The sequence below is a fragment of the Methylobacterium nonmethylotrophicum genome, from assembly GCF_004745635.1.
Taxonomy (GTDB): Bacteria; Pseudomonadota; Alphaproteobacteria; order Rhizobiales; family Beijerinckiaceae; genus Methylobacterium; species Methylobacterium nonmethylotrophicum.
Genome location: NZ_SRLB01000005.1, coordinates 43,358 through 55,874 on the forward strand (window position 1 = coordinate 43,358; position 12,517 = coordinate 55,874).

12 protein-coding genes are annotated in these 12,517 nt (G+C 73.6%); 7 read left to right on the top strand and 5 right to left on the bottom strand.

The genetic code is table 11. The annotated features are described in order from the left end of the window. Positions 1-16: 16 nt before the first annotated feature. Both EU555_RS07100 and EU555_RS07105 read left to right on the top strand, forming a co-directional pair. Positions 17-790, top strand: coding sequence for a SapC family protein (locus EU555_RS07100; protein ID WP_135413980.1), 774 nt, complete (start codon positions 17-19; stop codon positions 788-790). Then, positions 787-1,398 (top strand): invasion associated locus B family protein, encoded by a 612-nt coding sequence (locus EU555_RS07105; RefSeq protein ID WP_135413981.1) that lies wholly within the window; start codon positions 787-789, stop codon positions 1,396-1,398. The genes EU555_RS07100 and EU555_RS07105 overlap by 4 nt, the downstream gene beginning before the upstream one ends. Before the next feature lie 423 nt (positions 1,399-1,821). Here the strand turns inward: EU555_RS07105 and EU555_RS07110 are convergent, their stop codons facing one another. The 4 genes from EU555_RS07110 to EU555_RS07125 all read right to left on the bottom strand — a co-directional run bounded on the left by EU555_RS07110 (position 1,822) and on the right by EU555_RS07125 (position 5,719). Then, the gene (locus EU555_RS07110; protein ID WP_135413982.1) at positions 1,822-2,985 is read right to left on the bottom strand and encodes a DegT/DnrJ/EryC1/StrS family aminotransferase; all 1,164 of its coding nucleotides are present in this window, start codon (positions 2,983-2,985) and stop codon (positions 1,822-1,824) included. Between the two features lie 99 nt (positions 2,986-3,084). Next, positions 3,085-4,200, bottom strand: coding sequence for a DegT/DnrJ/EryC1/StrS family aminotransferase (locus EU555_RS07115; protein ID WP_135413983.1), 1,116 nt, complete (start codon positions 4,198-4,200; stop codon positions 3,085-3,087). Beyond that, positions 4,200-5,231, bottom strand: a complete 1,032-nt coding sequence (locus tag EU555_RS07120; protein WP_135413984.1) for a Gfo/Idh/MocA family protein — start codon at positions 5,229-5,231, stop codon at positions 4,200-4,202. The genes EU555_RS07115 and EU555_RS07120 overlap by 1 nt, the downstream gene beginning before the upstream one ends. Beyond that, on the bottom strand, positions 5,228-5,719 hold the full coding sequence (locus EU555_RS07125; RefSeq protein ID WP_135413985.1) for an acyltransferase: 492 nt from the start codon (positions 5,717-5,719) through the stop codon (positions 5,228-5,230). The genes EU555_RS07120 and EU555_RS07125 overlap by 4 nt, the downstream gene beginning before the upstream one ends. 248 nt (positions 5,720-5,967) lie before the next feature. Between EU555_RS07125 and EU555_RS07130 the strand changes: the two genes are divergently transcribed. Both EU555_RS07130 and EU555_RS07135 read left to right on the top strand, forming a co-directional pair. Next, the gene (locus tag EU555_RS07130) at positions 5,968-6,744 is read left to right on the top strand and encodes a WecB/TagA/CpsF family glycosyltransferase (RefSeq protein WP_167858480.1); all 777 of its coding nucleotides are present in this window, start codon (positions 5,968-5,970) and stop codon (positions 6,742-6,744) included. Between the two features lie 155 nt (positions 6,745-6,899). Next, positions 6,900-7,487, top strand: a complete 588-nt coding sequence (locus EU555_RS07135) for a hypothetical protein (RefSeq protein ID WP_135413987.1) — start codon at positions 6,900-6,902, stop codon at positions 7,485-7,487. Positions 7,488-7,532: 45 nt separating this feature from the next. Here EU555_RS07135 and EU555_RS07140 read toward each other — a convergent pair whose 3' ends face one another. After that, positions 7,533-8,804 carry a glycosyltransferase family 4 protein gene (locus EU555_RS07140; protein WP_205820826.1) on the bottom strand — a complete coding sequence of 424 codons (1,272 nt, stop codon included), beginning with the start codon at positions 8,802-8,804 and terminating at the stop codon, positions 7,533-7,535. Positions 8,805-9,036: 232 nt separating this feature from the next. Here EU555_RS07140 and EU555_RS07145 point away from each other — a divergent pair, with 232 nt between their 5' ends. From EU555_RS07145 to EU555_RS07155, 3 genes are all read left to right on the top strand, one after another. Continuing rightward, positions 9,037-9,687: a NeuD/PglB/VioB family sugar acetyltransferase gene (locus EU555_RS07145; RefSeq protein WP_135413988.1), complete on the top strand. Its 651-nt coding sequence runs from the start codon at positions 9,037-9,039 to the stop codon at positions 9,685-9,687. Between the two features lie 5 nt (positions 9,688-9,692). Beyond that, positions 9,693-10,595: a glycosyltransferase family 2 protein gene (locus tag EU555_RS07150; protein WP_245524199.1), complete on the top strand. Its 903-nt coding sequence runs from the start codon at positions 9,693-9,695 to the stop codon at positions 10,593-10,595. Between the two features lie 389 nt (positions 10,596-10,984). After that, positions 10,985-12,451: an oligosaccharide flippase family protein gene (locus tag EU555_RS07155; protein ID WP_167858481.1), complete on the top strand. Its 1,467-nt coding sequence runs from the start codon at positions 10,985-10,987 to the stop codon at positions 12,449-12,451. Positions 12,452-12,517 lie beyond the last annotated feature (66 nt).

Here is a 12,517-nt window from a genome sequence, read left to right on the forward strand (position 1 = left end):
CATCGATGAGGCCTCGATGAGTTCCCTGCCCCTGTTCTACCGCAGCGTGGTGCCCCTGCACCGCGACGCCCATGCCGGCCTCGGCCTGCGCAACCCGCAGCGTTTCGGCTTTGCGCGCGCCAGCCACCTGATCCCGGCGGTGGTCGACGAGTTCGCCGCCGCCTGCCGCCACCTGCCGATCCTGTTCCTGCCCGAGAGCCTGGGTCCGACGCCGGTCTTCCTGGCCGGGCTGGTGCCGGGGCGCAGCGCGCTCGTGACCGAGGACGGGGCCTGGAGCGGCCGCTACCTGCCGGCCTATCTGCGGCGCTACCCGTTCATCCTGGGCGAGAGCGAGGGCCAGCCCCCGCTGGTGTGCCTGGACGAGACGGCGGAGGCCGTGCTGCCGGCGGAGGTCCACGAGACCGAGGGGCTGCGCCTGTTCGGGGCCGACGGCGCGGAGACGGCGCTGCTGCAGGAGCGGATGCGGCTGGTCGCGGACTACGCCCAGGCGGCGCGGCGGACGGCGGCTCTGGGCCGTGCGCTGCAGGATCTGGGGCTGCTGCGCGGGGTGACGCTGCAAGGGCAGGATCCGGTGACGGGCGAGAGCCACAGCCTGCACGGGGCGCTGGCGGTGGACGAGGGCGCGCTGGCGGGTCTTCCGGACGAGGCGTTCCTGTCCTTGCGGCGCGAGGGCTGGCTCGGGCCGATCCACGCGCACCTGGTCAGCCTGCAGGCGGTGGGCGACTTCACCCTTGGCTTCGCGGCGCCGGCCGCTGCGCGTCGAGACCAGTCCGTGGGAGAGGCCGCATGAGATCAGGATCGACGGTGCCCCGCGCCGTGGCGGGATCGCTGGTGGCCGCAATCCTCGTGCTGGCGGCCGGCATGGCGGGCGCGCAGACGGCGCCCAAGGCCGCGCCGAGCCCGCCGCCGGGCCCGCCTGCGGTGTCGCCGGAACCTGCGGTGACGACGGCGAGCTTCGGGGACTGGGTGCTGCGCTGCCAGCGCCTCGGGGAGGGAGAGAAGGCGACGCGGGTGTGCGAGGTGTCGCAGGCGATCCAGGTGCAGGGACAGGCCGGTCCGCTGGCGCAACTGGCGCTGGGCCGGGTTGGCGGCGAGGCGGGCCTGCACCTGACGGTGGTGGTGCCGGTCTCGGTGAGCTTCCCGTCGAGCGTGCGGGTGGGGCTGGAGGAGAAGGAGGGCCGCGAGAGCGCCGGAATGGATCTGGGCTGGCGCCGGTGCATCCCGGCGGGGTGCGTGGCGGATGACGTCGTCAGGGAGGAGGCGCTCAAGCGGTGGCGCACATCGAGTGAGGCGGGCCGCCTGCTGTTCAAGGACGCAGCCGGGCGCGAGGTGGCGATCCCGGTGTCGTTCCGCGGTCTCGATCCGGCGCTGTCCGCCCTCGCCAGGGAGCGGGTGTGATCGTCCCGAGGTCAGGTCGGGTCCTGGCCCGCGGCGTGGCCGAAACCGGCCGTCTCGCGAGGTCCGTCCTCCGAGCTTCCACCCGGGATTTCGCCGTCCCGGCCCGCCGACGATCACCCCCTTCGATCGGCGGCACGGTGGAGGGCGCGCACCGGCCCGCCCGCTCCGTGCGAGCGGGCCGGTTGCGGCGCAGGGGGATGGACACGATCTCCGCACGACTTCCGCCTTGCGACAGCGATCCCGCAGGGATCGCCTGAAGCAATCATTCGGACGTCGTATGAGGTTCCCGAAAAACCGCCCGCACGAGTCTCGATCGATCCTTCGATTGCCGTCGAACGCGGACCACGGCCATCGTCGCTGTCTCGTTTCGTGTGGTGATCGCGTTCCTCGATCCGCCGATGGGACAGGGCGATCACACCCGATTCAGGCGCCGCCCGCGAGAACCGGGCGCCGGTCGAGGACGCCCGCGAGCGCGCCGACGACCTGCCGCGCCACGGCCTCGGTCATGCCGGGGAAGAGCGGGAGCAGGATGCAGCGGTCGCGAACCGCCTCGGAATGCGGCAACCCGAACCGCAGCGCGAGGTCGGCATAGGCCGGCTCCAGATGGAGGCACATCACGCCGCGGCGGCTGGCGACGCCGCGATCGAGCAGCCCCTGCATCACCCGGCGCTGGTCGCAGCCCGCCGGCAGCCGCACGCAGTAGCTCTGCCAGTTCGTCCGCGCCCAGTCCGGCTCGGCCGGCGCCACCACGCCCGGCACGGCCGCGAGAGCGTCCCGGTAGGCGTCGGCGAGGCGCCGCCGCTCGGCCACCATCGCGTCGAGCCGGCGCAGCTGCACCCGGCCGATCGCCGCCTGGACGTCGGTCATCCGGTAGTTGAAGCCGGTGACCGGGTAATCCTCGAACACCACGGCGGCGCTGCCATGGCGCGAGACGTCGGAGACGGCCATCCCGTGCTGGCGCCAGAGGCGGAAGCGCCGGTCCCAGGCCGCGTGGGACGTCGTCAGCATGCCGCCCTCCCCGGTCGTCAGCACCTTGCGGGGATGGAACGAGAAGCAGGCGACGTCGCCCAGCGGTCGGCCGATCCGCTGCCAGGCGCCGTCCATCCGGATCTCCGAGCCGATGGCGCAGGCGGCGTCCTCCACCACCGTGAGCCCGTGCCGCCGGGCGACCGGCAGGAGGCGGGCCATGTCGCAGGGCATGCCGATCTGGTGCACGCACAGGATTGCGCGGGTGCGCGGCGTCACCGCCGCCGCGACCCGGTCCGGATCCATCGTGAAGGTGGCGGGGTCGACGTCGACCAGCACCGGCACGGCGCCGCATTGCCGCACGACGTTGGCGCAGGCGATGAAGGTGTGGCTCACCGTGATCACCTCGTCGCCGGCACCGACGCCGGCCGCGAGGAGCGCGAGGTGGAGCGCCGTCGTTCCGTTCGACACGGCGCAAGCATGCGGCGCACCGACGGCCCGGGCGAATTCCTCCTCGAAGGCCGCGACCTGCGGCCCCTGGGTGAGCCAGCCGGAGCGGATCACGGCGGCGGCGGCCTCCGCCTCCGCCTCGTCCATCACGGGCTTGACGATCGGGATCATGGGGCGGCGTCCTGAGCGGGAGAGCGGGGCGCGCCGGCGAGGGCCCGCGCGGGACCGGCCGGAAGTCGGGCCGGCCGGCCAGGAATCCGGACGGCCGGCTCACACGGCTTCGGCATAGCCGTTTCCCAGGCTGTCGCTCAGGGCCGAGACGACCTTGGCGATCTGCCGCTCGGTGATCTCGGGGAAGAGCGGCAACGACAGCCACGCGCCGGCCAGCGCCTCGGAGACCGGGCAGGGCGTGCCGAGGCGCACCCGGTCGGCATAGGCCGGCTGGTGGTGCACCGCCTTCGGGTAGTGGATGCCGGTGGCGACGCCCGCCGCCTGCATCCGGGCCCGCACGGCGTCCCGGTCCGGCACCCGCACGGCGTAGACGTGGTAGACGTGGTCGCGCCCGCCGGGCTTCGGGGCCTTGAGGCCGGCCTGCGCCAGCAGCGCGTCGTATCGCGCCGCCGCCCGGCGCCGTCCCTCGGTCCAGCCGTCGAGGTAGCGCAGCTTCACGCCGAGCGCCGCCGCCTGCACGGTGTCGAGGCGGTAATTGAAGCCCGGGCGGACATGGTTGTAGCGCCCCTCCTGGCCCCAGTCGCGCAACGAGCGCAGGGTCCTGGCGATGTCAGGGTCGTCGGTCGTGACCGCCCCGCCCTCGCCGCAGGCGCCGAGGTTCTTGCCCGGGTAGAAGCTGAAGCAGCCGACCGTCCCGAAGGCGCCAGCCTTGACGCCGCCCCGCTCGGCCCCGTGGGCCTGGGCGGCATCCTCCACCACGGTGATGCCGTGGCGCGCGGCGATGGAACAGAGCGTCGCCATGTCGGCGAGCCGCCCGTGCAGGTGCACCGGGACCACCGCGCGGGTCCGCGGCGTGATCGCGGCCTCGAACGCCGCCGGGTCCATCGTGTAGGTCTGCGGATCGACGTCGACGAGGACGGGTCTGGCGCCGGCATAGAGGATCGCCGCGACCGTGGCCACGAAGGTCATGCCGACGGTGATCACCTCGTCGCCGGGGCGCACCCCGGCGGCGATCAGCCCGAGATGGAGGGCGGCGGTGCCGGTCGAGACCGCTACGGCGTCCTCCGTGCCGCAATGGGCCGCGAAGTCGCGCTCGAAGGCGGCGACCGGGGGCCCGAGCACGTAGGCGCCGCTGCGCAGGACCGCCAGCACCGCCTCCTCCAGGGGCGCCTGCACGGCCCGGTACTGGGCCTCGAGGTCGAGAAGCGGGATCATCAGGCGGCCCTCAGGGGAGACAGGTCGATCGGGTGCCCGCGCTGGGCCAGGGACTGGGAGGCGGCCTCGAGCAGGCGCACCACCCGCAGGCCGCTCTCGCCCGAGGTGAGCGGGATCTGGCCGTGCGCCGCGCAATGGGCGAAGTGCTCGATCTCGGTGACCAGCGCCTCCTTGACCGCGATGTGCGGCGTCCAGACGTCGCCCATGCGGTAGGCCGGCAGGATGCGGCGGATCTCCTCCGGCGAAGGCTTCTCCCGGAACTCGACGCCGCGGTCGTAGACCTTGACCTTCTCGCTCGGCTCCATGTCGTCGTAGACGATCATCCGGCGGCTGCCGCCGATCAGCGTGCGGCGGATCTTCACCGGGGCGAGCCAGTTCACGTTGAGATGCGCGGTGACCCCGCCCTCGAGGTAGAGGGTGATGTGGGCGAGGTTCTCCGGGCTGCCCTTGATGTGGCCGGCGCCGGTGGCCGAGATCGCCAGGGTCTCGGCCGGCAGAAGGAAGTCCAGGATCGCGAGGTCGTGGACCGCAAGGTCCCAGATCACGTTGCAGTCGTCCTGAAACAGGCCAAAATTGATCCGCGTCGAGTCGTAGTAGAACAGGTCGCCGGTGACGCCGGTATCGATCAGGTCGCGGATCTTCTGGACCGCCCCGGTATACACGAAGGTGTGATCGACCATCAGGGTCAGGCGGCGCTTGGCTGCCTCGGCGACGAGGCGGGCGGCCTCGCGGGTGGTCGGCGCCAGCGGCTTCTCGACCAGCACGTGCTTGCCGGCCATGAGGGCGGCGAGCGCGATCTCGTAATGCGCCTTCGTCGGCGTCGCGATCGCGACCGCGTCGACCGTGGGGTCGGCCATCATCCGCTGCCACCCGTCGTCGATGGCCACCCCCGGGTGGCGGGCGGCGGCGCGTCCTTGCGCCGCCGGCGAGGGATCGGCGATCGCCTTCAGGGTGCAGCCGCTCGCCTCCGCGATGCAGCGGGCGAGGTTCGGCCCCCAGTAGCCGTAGCCGATGACTCCGATGCCGATCATGACGCCTCCGCGCGGTTGGGCAGTGAGGAAGGGTGAAAGGGGACGGCCGGCACGCCGGCGACGGCTGCGCCGGGCGGCACGTCGCGGGTGACGACCGAGCCGGGGGCCACCTGCGCGCCGGCCCCGATCGTCAGCCCGCACAGGATCGTGGCGTTGGCGCCGATCACCGCGCCGGCCCCGACCCGGGTCGTCTCGAGGGTCCAGTCGTCCGGCCCCATCAGGGTGCCGGCCGCGGTGACGGCGCGGGGGTGGCGGTCGTTGGTGAACATCACGCCCGCCCCGACCGTGACGTCGTCGGCGAGGCTCACGCCCTCGCACAGGAAGGCGAGCGGCCCGATCCGGCAGCGCGCCCCGACCGCGGCGCCGCGCTGGATCTCCACGAAGGGTCCGATCCGCGTGGCCGCGCCGATCGCGCAGCCATAGAGGTTGACGAGGGCGGGATCGGGCAGGTCGGCGCCGGCCTCGATCCTCGCATTCACGACCGGCATCCCGTCCCCCGTGCCATCACGCTACCGGGACGCTAGGCGGGTGGGCCGGCCAAGTAATCGTGCCAATGCGGGGGTGATCGTTACACCCTAATCACGCCATTATCGGCCAGAACGGTCCGGTCTCCCTACCGCTTCGGATGTAGTGCGATCGATCACGACCAATTCAGGCGGGCTCGATGCCTCGCCGTTTTCCGATCTGGGCAGGAGACAGGCCGGATTCCGACACTCGTCCGCGAAGGAGCACCCTCATGCCGACCTTAGCGGACACCGCCCCGACCTGCGTCGTGCGGGGCCTGAGCTTCGACGCCGTGACGGCGGCCCTGGTCCGGGGCCGCGCCACGGTCTTCACCCTCAACATGATGCACATGCGGCTCCTGGCGCGGAACCCGGAGTTCCGCGAGAGCTACCGCCAGGCCTCGATCGTCACGCTGGACAGCAACCTGCTCAACATCTGCTTCCTGCGCCGGCGCATGACCGTCGCGACCGGCAGCGACCTGGTGCGGCACCTCTCGGCCCGGCGCTCCCTGCGCGACCGCTCGGTCCTGGTGATCGGCAACGTGACGCGGGAGGAGGCCGGCGCCGTGATGGCGAGCCGGCAGCTCGACGTCCTGCGCCCGCCCTTCGGTTTCATCCACGACCCGGAGGCGGTCGAGGCGGTGGTCGCGCAGGTTCAGGCCATCGCGCCGGACGTGATCTTCATCGCGGTCGGCGCGCCCCAGAGCGAGATTCTGGCCCTGCGCCTGCGCCGGGCGGGACTCGCCGCGCCCTCGATCCTGGCCTGCGGCGCCGCCTTCGAGTTCGTCCTCGGCAAGCAGTCCCGCTCGCCCGTCGCGCTTCGCCGCATCGGCCTCGAATGGGCCTGGCGGCTCGCCGGCAATCCCCGCCGCCTCGCCGGCCGCTACGCCCGGGATGCCGGGTTCCTGCTCTCGATGCTGGGCCCGCTGACCCGCCTCGCCCGCTCGGGCGCCGTGAAGGTCGGAGGCCTGCAGCTGCAGTTCCGGCAGGAGGCGGGGGTGGGCGCCTGAGCTCAGTCTCGGGCCGGGTCAGAGTTGCCCCCACGAGGAGGACCGCGATCCCCCGGTTCCGCTCTCGCGAGGCGGGCTCTTCCGCGACGGGTGCCAGCATCCTACCCTTGGGTCATGCCGGCGCCGGGTAGCGCGTCGCGAGGTGGGGATCGGGCATGATCGGACGGCGCCGGCATCGGAGCATCCTCGCGGCCCTCCTCCTCGCGATGACCGCGGACGGCGCCTTGGGGACTTCGGCGAGCTTCCGCATCGTGGACCCGGTCCCGGTCGCGCTCAGGGACCGCATCGGCGCCGCGGTGCCGAGCTTGCGCCCCGGCGACCGCGGTGACCCGCTCGCGGACGCGATCTACTGGAGAGCGTTGTACGACACATCCGGCTGGCTGCTGCTGCGCGTGGAGGCCAACTGCCCGGGCGATGTCTGCATGACGGTCATCATCCCGCCGCCGGGGGAGGAGGCGCCGCCGGCGATCGTCTCGGCGAAAAACACATTCTCCATCGACGATTACGTCATCGATCTCTGGGGCGAGCAGGCCACCGGATGGCGCTTCATCGGCGCCGACGGTGCGGACCTCGTTCTCTACCTCCGCGGCCGGCACTGGGTCGTCGGGCCCGCGCCCCGCGCGGCCTGGCAGGACGGGACGGGTGCGGAGGAACAGCGCGACGAGGACCGGCCATGGAGCGGGACCGATGCGAAAAGCGGCGGTTTCGAGCGATATCTCCGGGATCTCTCACGCGCGCGATGAGCGCCGAAGCGTGCCATCGCGCCGCGCCGGGCAGCCGGCCGGCTCTCAAGCCGCCTCCTGCCCCAGAGCCGGCCGCCCTGCCTCCCCGACCGCCCCGCCCTCCCGGGCGATCGCCGTCGCGAAAAGCCCGCGCAGGGTGGTGGCCAGCGCGGCGAGGTCGTGGTGGCGGGCGACGCGGGCACGGCCCGCGCGGCCCATGGCAGCAAGCGTCGCGGCGTCGGCCCGCAGGATGTCACGCAGGGCCTGCTCCAGCGCCGCGCCGTCGCCGGGGGGCACGATGCGGCCGCAGGTCTCGTCGACGAGTTCCGGGATGCCCGCCACCGTGGTGGTCACCACCGGCCGCTCGAGGGCGAGGGCCTCGAGCAGCACGATCGGCAAACCCTCGGCGAAGCTCGGCAGCACCAGGGCCCGGGCCTCCGCGATCGTGGCGCGCACCTCGGCGTTGCTGCGCCAGCCGCGCAGCTCGATCAGGTCGCCGACGCCGTGGCGGGCGATCTCGGCCTCGATCGCCGGGCGGCTCTCGCCGTCGCCGATCAGCACCAGGCGGAACGGCGCCTCGGTCGCGCGCAGGCGCGCCACGGCCGCCGGCAGGTAGGCCTGCCCCTTCTGCGGGCAGAGCCGGCCGACGCAGACGAGGGTGCGGCTCGCGCCCGCCGGCCGGGGCGACGGCACGAACTCGGACAGGTCGAGGCCGCAGCGCGCCACCACGATCCGGTCGCGGTACAGGGCGCCGCCGAAGCGCAGGAGCTGCCCGCGGCAGAAGTCCGAGATCGCCACCGCGAAGGCGGCGCCGGCGAGCTTCTGCGGCAGGCCGTCCTCCGTCGCGGTCAGGAACTCGTCCGGCCCGTGGGCGGTGAAGCTGTAGGAGGGCCCGCCCATGGTCCGGGCGATCAGCGCCACCGCGGCCGCGTTCGACGAGAAGTGCACGTGGATGTGGGCGATGCCTTCCCGGCGCAGGCAGCGCAGGAGATACACCGCCTCCAGGAAATAGGCGGCGTGCCGCACCGCGCCGCCGCCGGAGCGGGCGAGGCGCACGGCGCGCCAGGCGCCGCGGGCGAAGGCGGCCGGGCCGGTGATCGCCTGGCGAAAGGACGCGAAGGCAAGGCCGCGCAGGTTGCCGCTGAGGATGTAGCGGGTGCGCGCCTGGTCGGCGATGTCGAGGGGGTCGACGAGGGTCTGGTGCCAGCGCCGGAGCGCGAAGCGCCGCACCGTGACGCCCTGGGCCTCCAGCGCTGCCATCTCGCGCCGGATGAAGGTGGAGCTCGTCACCGGGGCGGTGTTGACCAGGTACGCGATCTTCATTGGCGCGGTCTTCATGGCCCTGTGCGCTCCCGATAGGTGCTCTGCAGTCTCGCGCGCAGCCTAGGGGCCCGCCCCCGGCGCCGGAGCGGCGGAATTCGGCGGCGTCCCTGCCCAGAAATGCGGGCGCGCCTACGCCTTTCGGCGGGCCCGCGTTCCCCGATTGCGACGCTTACCCCCCGGGACCGGACGGCTAGCCTGGAAGCCAGGTCGCGGCACCGCGGCACGAGCCGGCCAGCCCCGAACGAACATGCAGCGCCCCCTGATCATCCTCGGCACCGGCGGCAACGCCCTCGACATCCTCGACCTCGTCGAGAGCCGGCCCGGATCCTGGCGGGTGGCCGGCTACCTCGACGATGCCCGGCCGGAGGGCGAGCGCGTCGCCGGGCTGCCGGTGCTCGGGCGTCTCGCCGAGGCGCGGCGCTTCGCGGAGGATCCGGACGCCGCCTTCGTCAACGCCATCGGGAGCGACGCCAGCCACCGCGAGCGGCTGCGCATCGTCGCCGGGACGGGCCTTCCGCCCGAGCGCTTCGCGACGCTGGTCCATGCCGGCGCCGCGGTCTCGTCCCGGGCGGTCCTCGGCCCCGGCACCTGCGTGCATCACGGCGCCACGGTCGCCGGCAACGTCGTGGCGGGGCTGCATGTCGGCATCGGGCCCGGCGTCCGCGTCGGGCACGACACCGTGATCGGCGACGGGGCCGTGCTGGCGCCTGCTTGCGTGGTCAGCGGCTTCGTGCGCCTCGGGCGGTCCTGCTACGTCGGGGCGGGCAGCCGTCTTCGCCAGCGCGTCGAAATCGGCGAGCGGGCCCTCGTCGGCCTCGGCGCCGTGGTGCTGCGCGACGTGCCGGCGGGCGCGACGGTGGTGGGCAATCCCGCCCGCCTCCTGCGGATGGGGGCGTGAGCGCCATGCGCGGCACCGCTCCTCCCGTCACGGTGGTGCTTCCGCTCCGGGCGGATGTCCCGGTCGGGCCGGCCCTCGCCTCCCTGCGGGGCCAGAGCTTCGGCGATTACGAGGCCGTGCTGGTCGGCGACGGCGCGCGCGAGGCCGCCGCGGAAGCGGCCGACCCGCGGGTGCGGGCGCTGCGGGCCGAGGGGAGCGGGCGGGCGGCCGCCCGCAACCGCGGCGTGACGGCGGCCCGGGCGGAGTGGATCGCATTCCTGGATCCCGGCGATGTCTGGCGCGAGGACCACCTCGCCGAGCTCTTGGCGGCGACCCGCTTCGGCGACGCCGTCGCGGTGTTTGGCAACCCGGTCCGTGCAGCCAGCGGCCGGACGCTCCTGGCGATGAGCGTGCCCTCGGGCCGCGTCCCGGACCTGTTCGCCTTCTCGCTCCGGGTCGGGTGTGCGCCGGTGCGGGCGAGCGCCGCGCTGATCGAGCGGGCCGCGGCGATCGACGCCGGTCTGTTCCCGGCCCAGGCCGGCGGCGGGGCGGACCTCGACCTGTGGGGCCGCCTCGCCCTCCAGGGACTCTTCCGCTACGTCGCCCGGCCGACCGCCATCCTCGCACCCGTCGCACCGGCCCGGCGCCCATCGGCACCGCCTCTCCTCGCCGCCACCCTGGCGCAGCTCCTCGACGAGGGCGCGGTGCCGGCCGACCTGATGCCGTCCGCCCGGCGCTACCGCAACCGGCTGATGCTCGACCACGCCCGGCGCCTCGCCGCGGCCGGCTGCCCGGCCGAGGCGCGGGCGGTGCTGGCCCGGGCCTGCACGCCCGGCCTCGATCCGCTGCGCCACCTCGCGGCGCTGGCCCGCACCTGGCGGGCCGGGTGGACCGGGCCGGCGCCGGGCGCCCTCGCCGGATCACCGTGAGCTGTCGGGCCGCGGGGCGGCGGATACCGGATATCGGGCCGTCCGAACAAGCGTCGGCTCAAGAAGGCGCGGGATCCCCTCTCCAGGCGATACCAGGCTTGCCTGGTATCGCTGCAAGGTGTGGGAGAGGGGTTGGGGCGATCGAAGATCGCGCGAGGGTGCTACGGTTCTGAGTCGAGCACTGAGCGTCACGCTGGCGGCGGAACGGTCGGAGCCAAGTTCAGCACCGTCTCCACCCTCACGTGCGATCTTCGATCGCCACGGCCCCTCTCCCACACCTTTCAGCGATGCCGGGCAAGCCCGGTATCGCCTGGAGAGGGGGGACCCGCGCCACGTCCTTCCCCGGACCGCACGGCCCCGAACGAAAATTTTGCCCGAGGGATGATCCGATGAGCCTCGTCAAGCGCGCCGTGCTGCTGGTCTCGGGCGAGCGCTACCTCGTCCTGTCGATCACCCTGTGCCAGACCGCCCTGGTCTCGCGCCTGCTCACCCCGGAGGAGGTCGGCCTGTCGCTCATCGGCGTGGCGCTGGTGCAGGTCATCGACGGGATGCGGGATTTCGGCACCACCAACTACATCATCCACGACCCGACGGCCTCGGATCGGAGCGCCCGGACCGCCTTCACGGTGCTGTTCGGGCTGTCGCTGCTGCTCGCGGTCGGGCTCGTCGCCTCGGCGGGAATCTGGGCGCAGGCCTACGGCCAGCCGCTCCTCGCGCCCTACCTGCGGGTGCTGAGCCTGAGCTTCCTGCTGGTGCCGTTTTCCGGACCCCTGATGGCACTGATGCGCCGGGATTTCCAGTTCGCCGCCCTGGTGGCGGTGAATGTCGGGACCTGCCTGACCTACGCTCTCGTGCTGGTCGCCCTGGCGCTCCTCGGCTTCGGGGCGATGAGCTTCGCCTGGGCGGCGGTGGCGGCGGCCACCGCCTCGGTGGCCCTGAGCCTCGCCGGCCGGCCGCAGCCCGGCATCTACCGCCCATGCCTCACGGGCTGGCGAACGGCGCTCGCGATCGGGGGCTGCTCGAGCGCGACGACGCTGCTCAACCGCGCCTACGACCTGCTGCCGATCTTCCTCCTCGGCCGGGCCGGCGGGGCGGACCTCGTCGGGCTCTACGGCCGGGCGCAGGTGGTGAGCCAGCTCCCCGACAAGCTGATCCTCGGCAGCCTCGCCTCGGTGATCCTGCCGATGTTCGCCGCCGACCGGCGCGACGGGCGCTGCCTGGCGCCGTCCTACCTCGCCTCGATCGGCAACATCACGGTGGTGCTCTGGCCCGTCGCCCTCCTGATGGCGCTCATCGCGCAGCCGGTGGTCCTGGTCCTGCTCGGGCCGCAATGGCTCGCCGGCGTGCCGGTCGTCCAGGTGCTGTCGCTCGCCTCGATGCTGAGCTTCCCGGCGATGCTGACCTACCCGGTGCTGCTGGCGAGCGGGGGCCTGCGCGACACCCTGACGGCGAGCCTGATCAGCCTGCCGCCGAGCGCGGTCGCGATCGCCCTCGCGGCGTCGGGCGGGCCGCTGGCGGTGGCGGCGACCCAGTTCGTCACCGTCCCGCTCCAGGTCGCGGTGGCGCTCGCCTTCATCCGCCGCCGGGTGCCGTTCAGCCTCGGCGACCTCGCGGCGGCCGTCCGGATCAGCGCCCTCGTCACGGTGGCGACGGCGCTGCCGCCGCTCGCCGTGATCGCGCTCGCCGGCCAGGGCTTCGCCCTCAGCGTGCCGCAGGGCATCGTCGCCGGGATCGGCGGGAGCGCCGCCTGGCTCGCCGCCATGCTGTCCCTCGACCACCCGGTCGCCGGCCACGTCCGCGAGACGCTCCGCCCGGTGCTGCTCGTCCTGCGTGCCCGGCTGCGGCCGGCCCGCTGAGGACGGCTTGCGGCGCCCGCGCGCCGCGATACCCTGGCCTCTCATTCACCCGGCGGCACCGCGATC

Bases quoted from the DNA above. Each gene is read 5' to 3' on its own strand.
- EU555_RS07100 (WP_135413980.1), top strand. From the start codon at position 17: ATGAGTTCCCTGCCCCTGTTCTACCGCAGCGTGGTGCCCCTGCACCGC.
- EU555_RS07105 (WP_135413981.1), top strand. From the start codon at position 787: ATGAGATCAGGATCGACGGTGCCCCGCGCCGTGGCGGGATCGCTGGTG.
- EU555_RS07110 (WP_135413982.1), bottom strand. From the start codon at position 2,985: ATGATCCCGATCGTCAAGCCCGTGATGGACGAGGCGGAGGCGGAGGCC.
- EU555_RS07115 (WP_135413983.1), bottom strand. From the start codon at position 4,200: ATGATCCCGCTTCTCGACCTCGAGGCCCAGTACCGGGCCGTGCAGGCG.
- EU555_RS07120 (WP_135413984.1), bottom strand. From the start codon at position 5,231: ATGATCGGCATCGGAGTCATCGGCTACGGCTACTGGGGGCCGAACCTC.
- EU555_RS07125 (WP_135413985.1), bottom strand. From the start codon at position 5,719: ATGCCGGTCGTGAATGCGAGGATCGAGGCCGGCGCCGACCTGCCCGAT.
- EU555_RS07130 (WP_167858480.1), top strand. From the start codon at position 5,968: ATGCCGACCTTAGCGGACACCGCCCCGACCTGCGTCGTGCGGGGCCTG.
- EU555_RS07135 (WP_135413987.1), top strand. From the start codon at position 6,900: ATGATCGGACGGCGCCGGCATCGGAGCATCCTCGCGGCCCTCCTCCTC.
- EU555_RS07140 (WP_205820826.1), bottom strand. From the start codon at position 8,804: ATGAAGACCGCGCCAATGAAGATCGCGTACCTGGTCAACACCGCCCCG.
- EU555_RS07145 (WP_135413988.1), top strand. From the start codon at position 9,037: ATGCAGCGCCCCCTGATCATCCTCGGCACCGGCGGCAACGCCCTCGAC.
- EU555_RS07150 (WP_245524199.1), top strand. From the start codon at position 9,693: ATGCGCGGCACCGCTCCTCCCGTCACGGTGGTGCTTCCGCTCCGGGCG.
- EU555_RS07155 (WP_167858481.1), top strand. From the start codon at position 10,985: ATGAGCCTCGTCAAGCGCGCCGTGCTGCTGGTCTCGGGCGAGCGCTAC.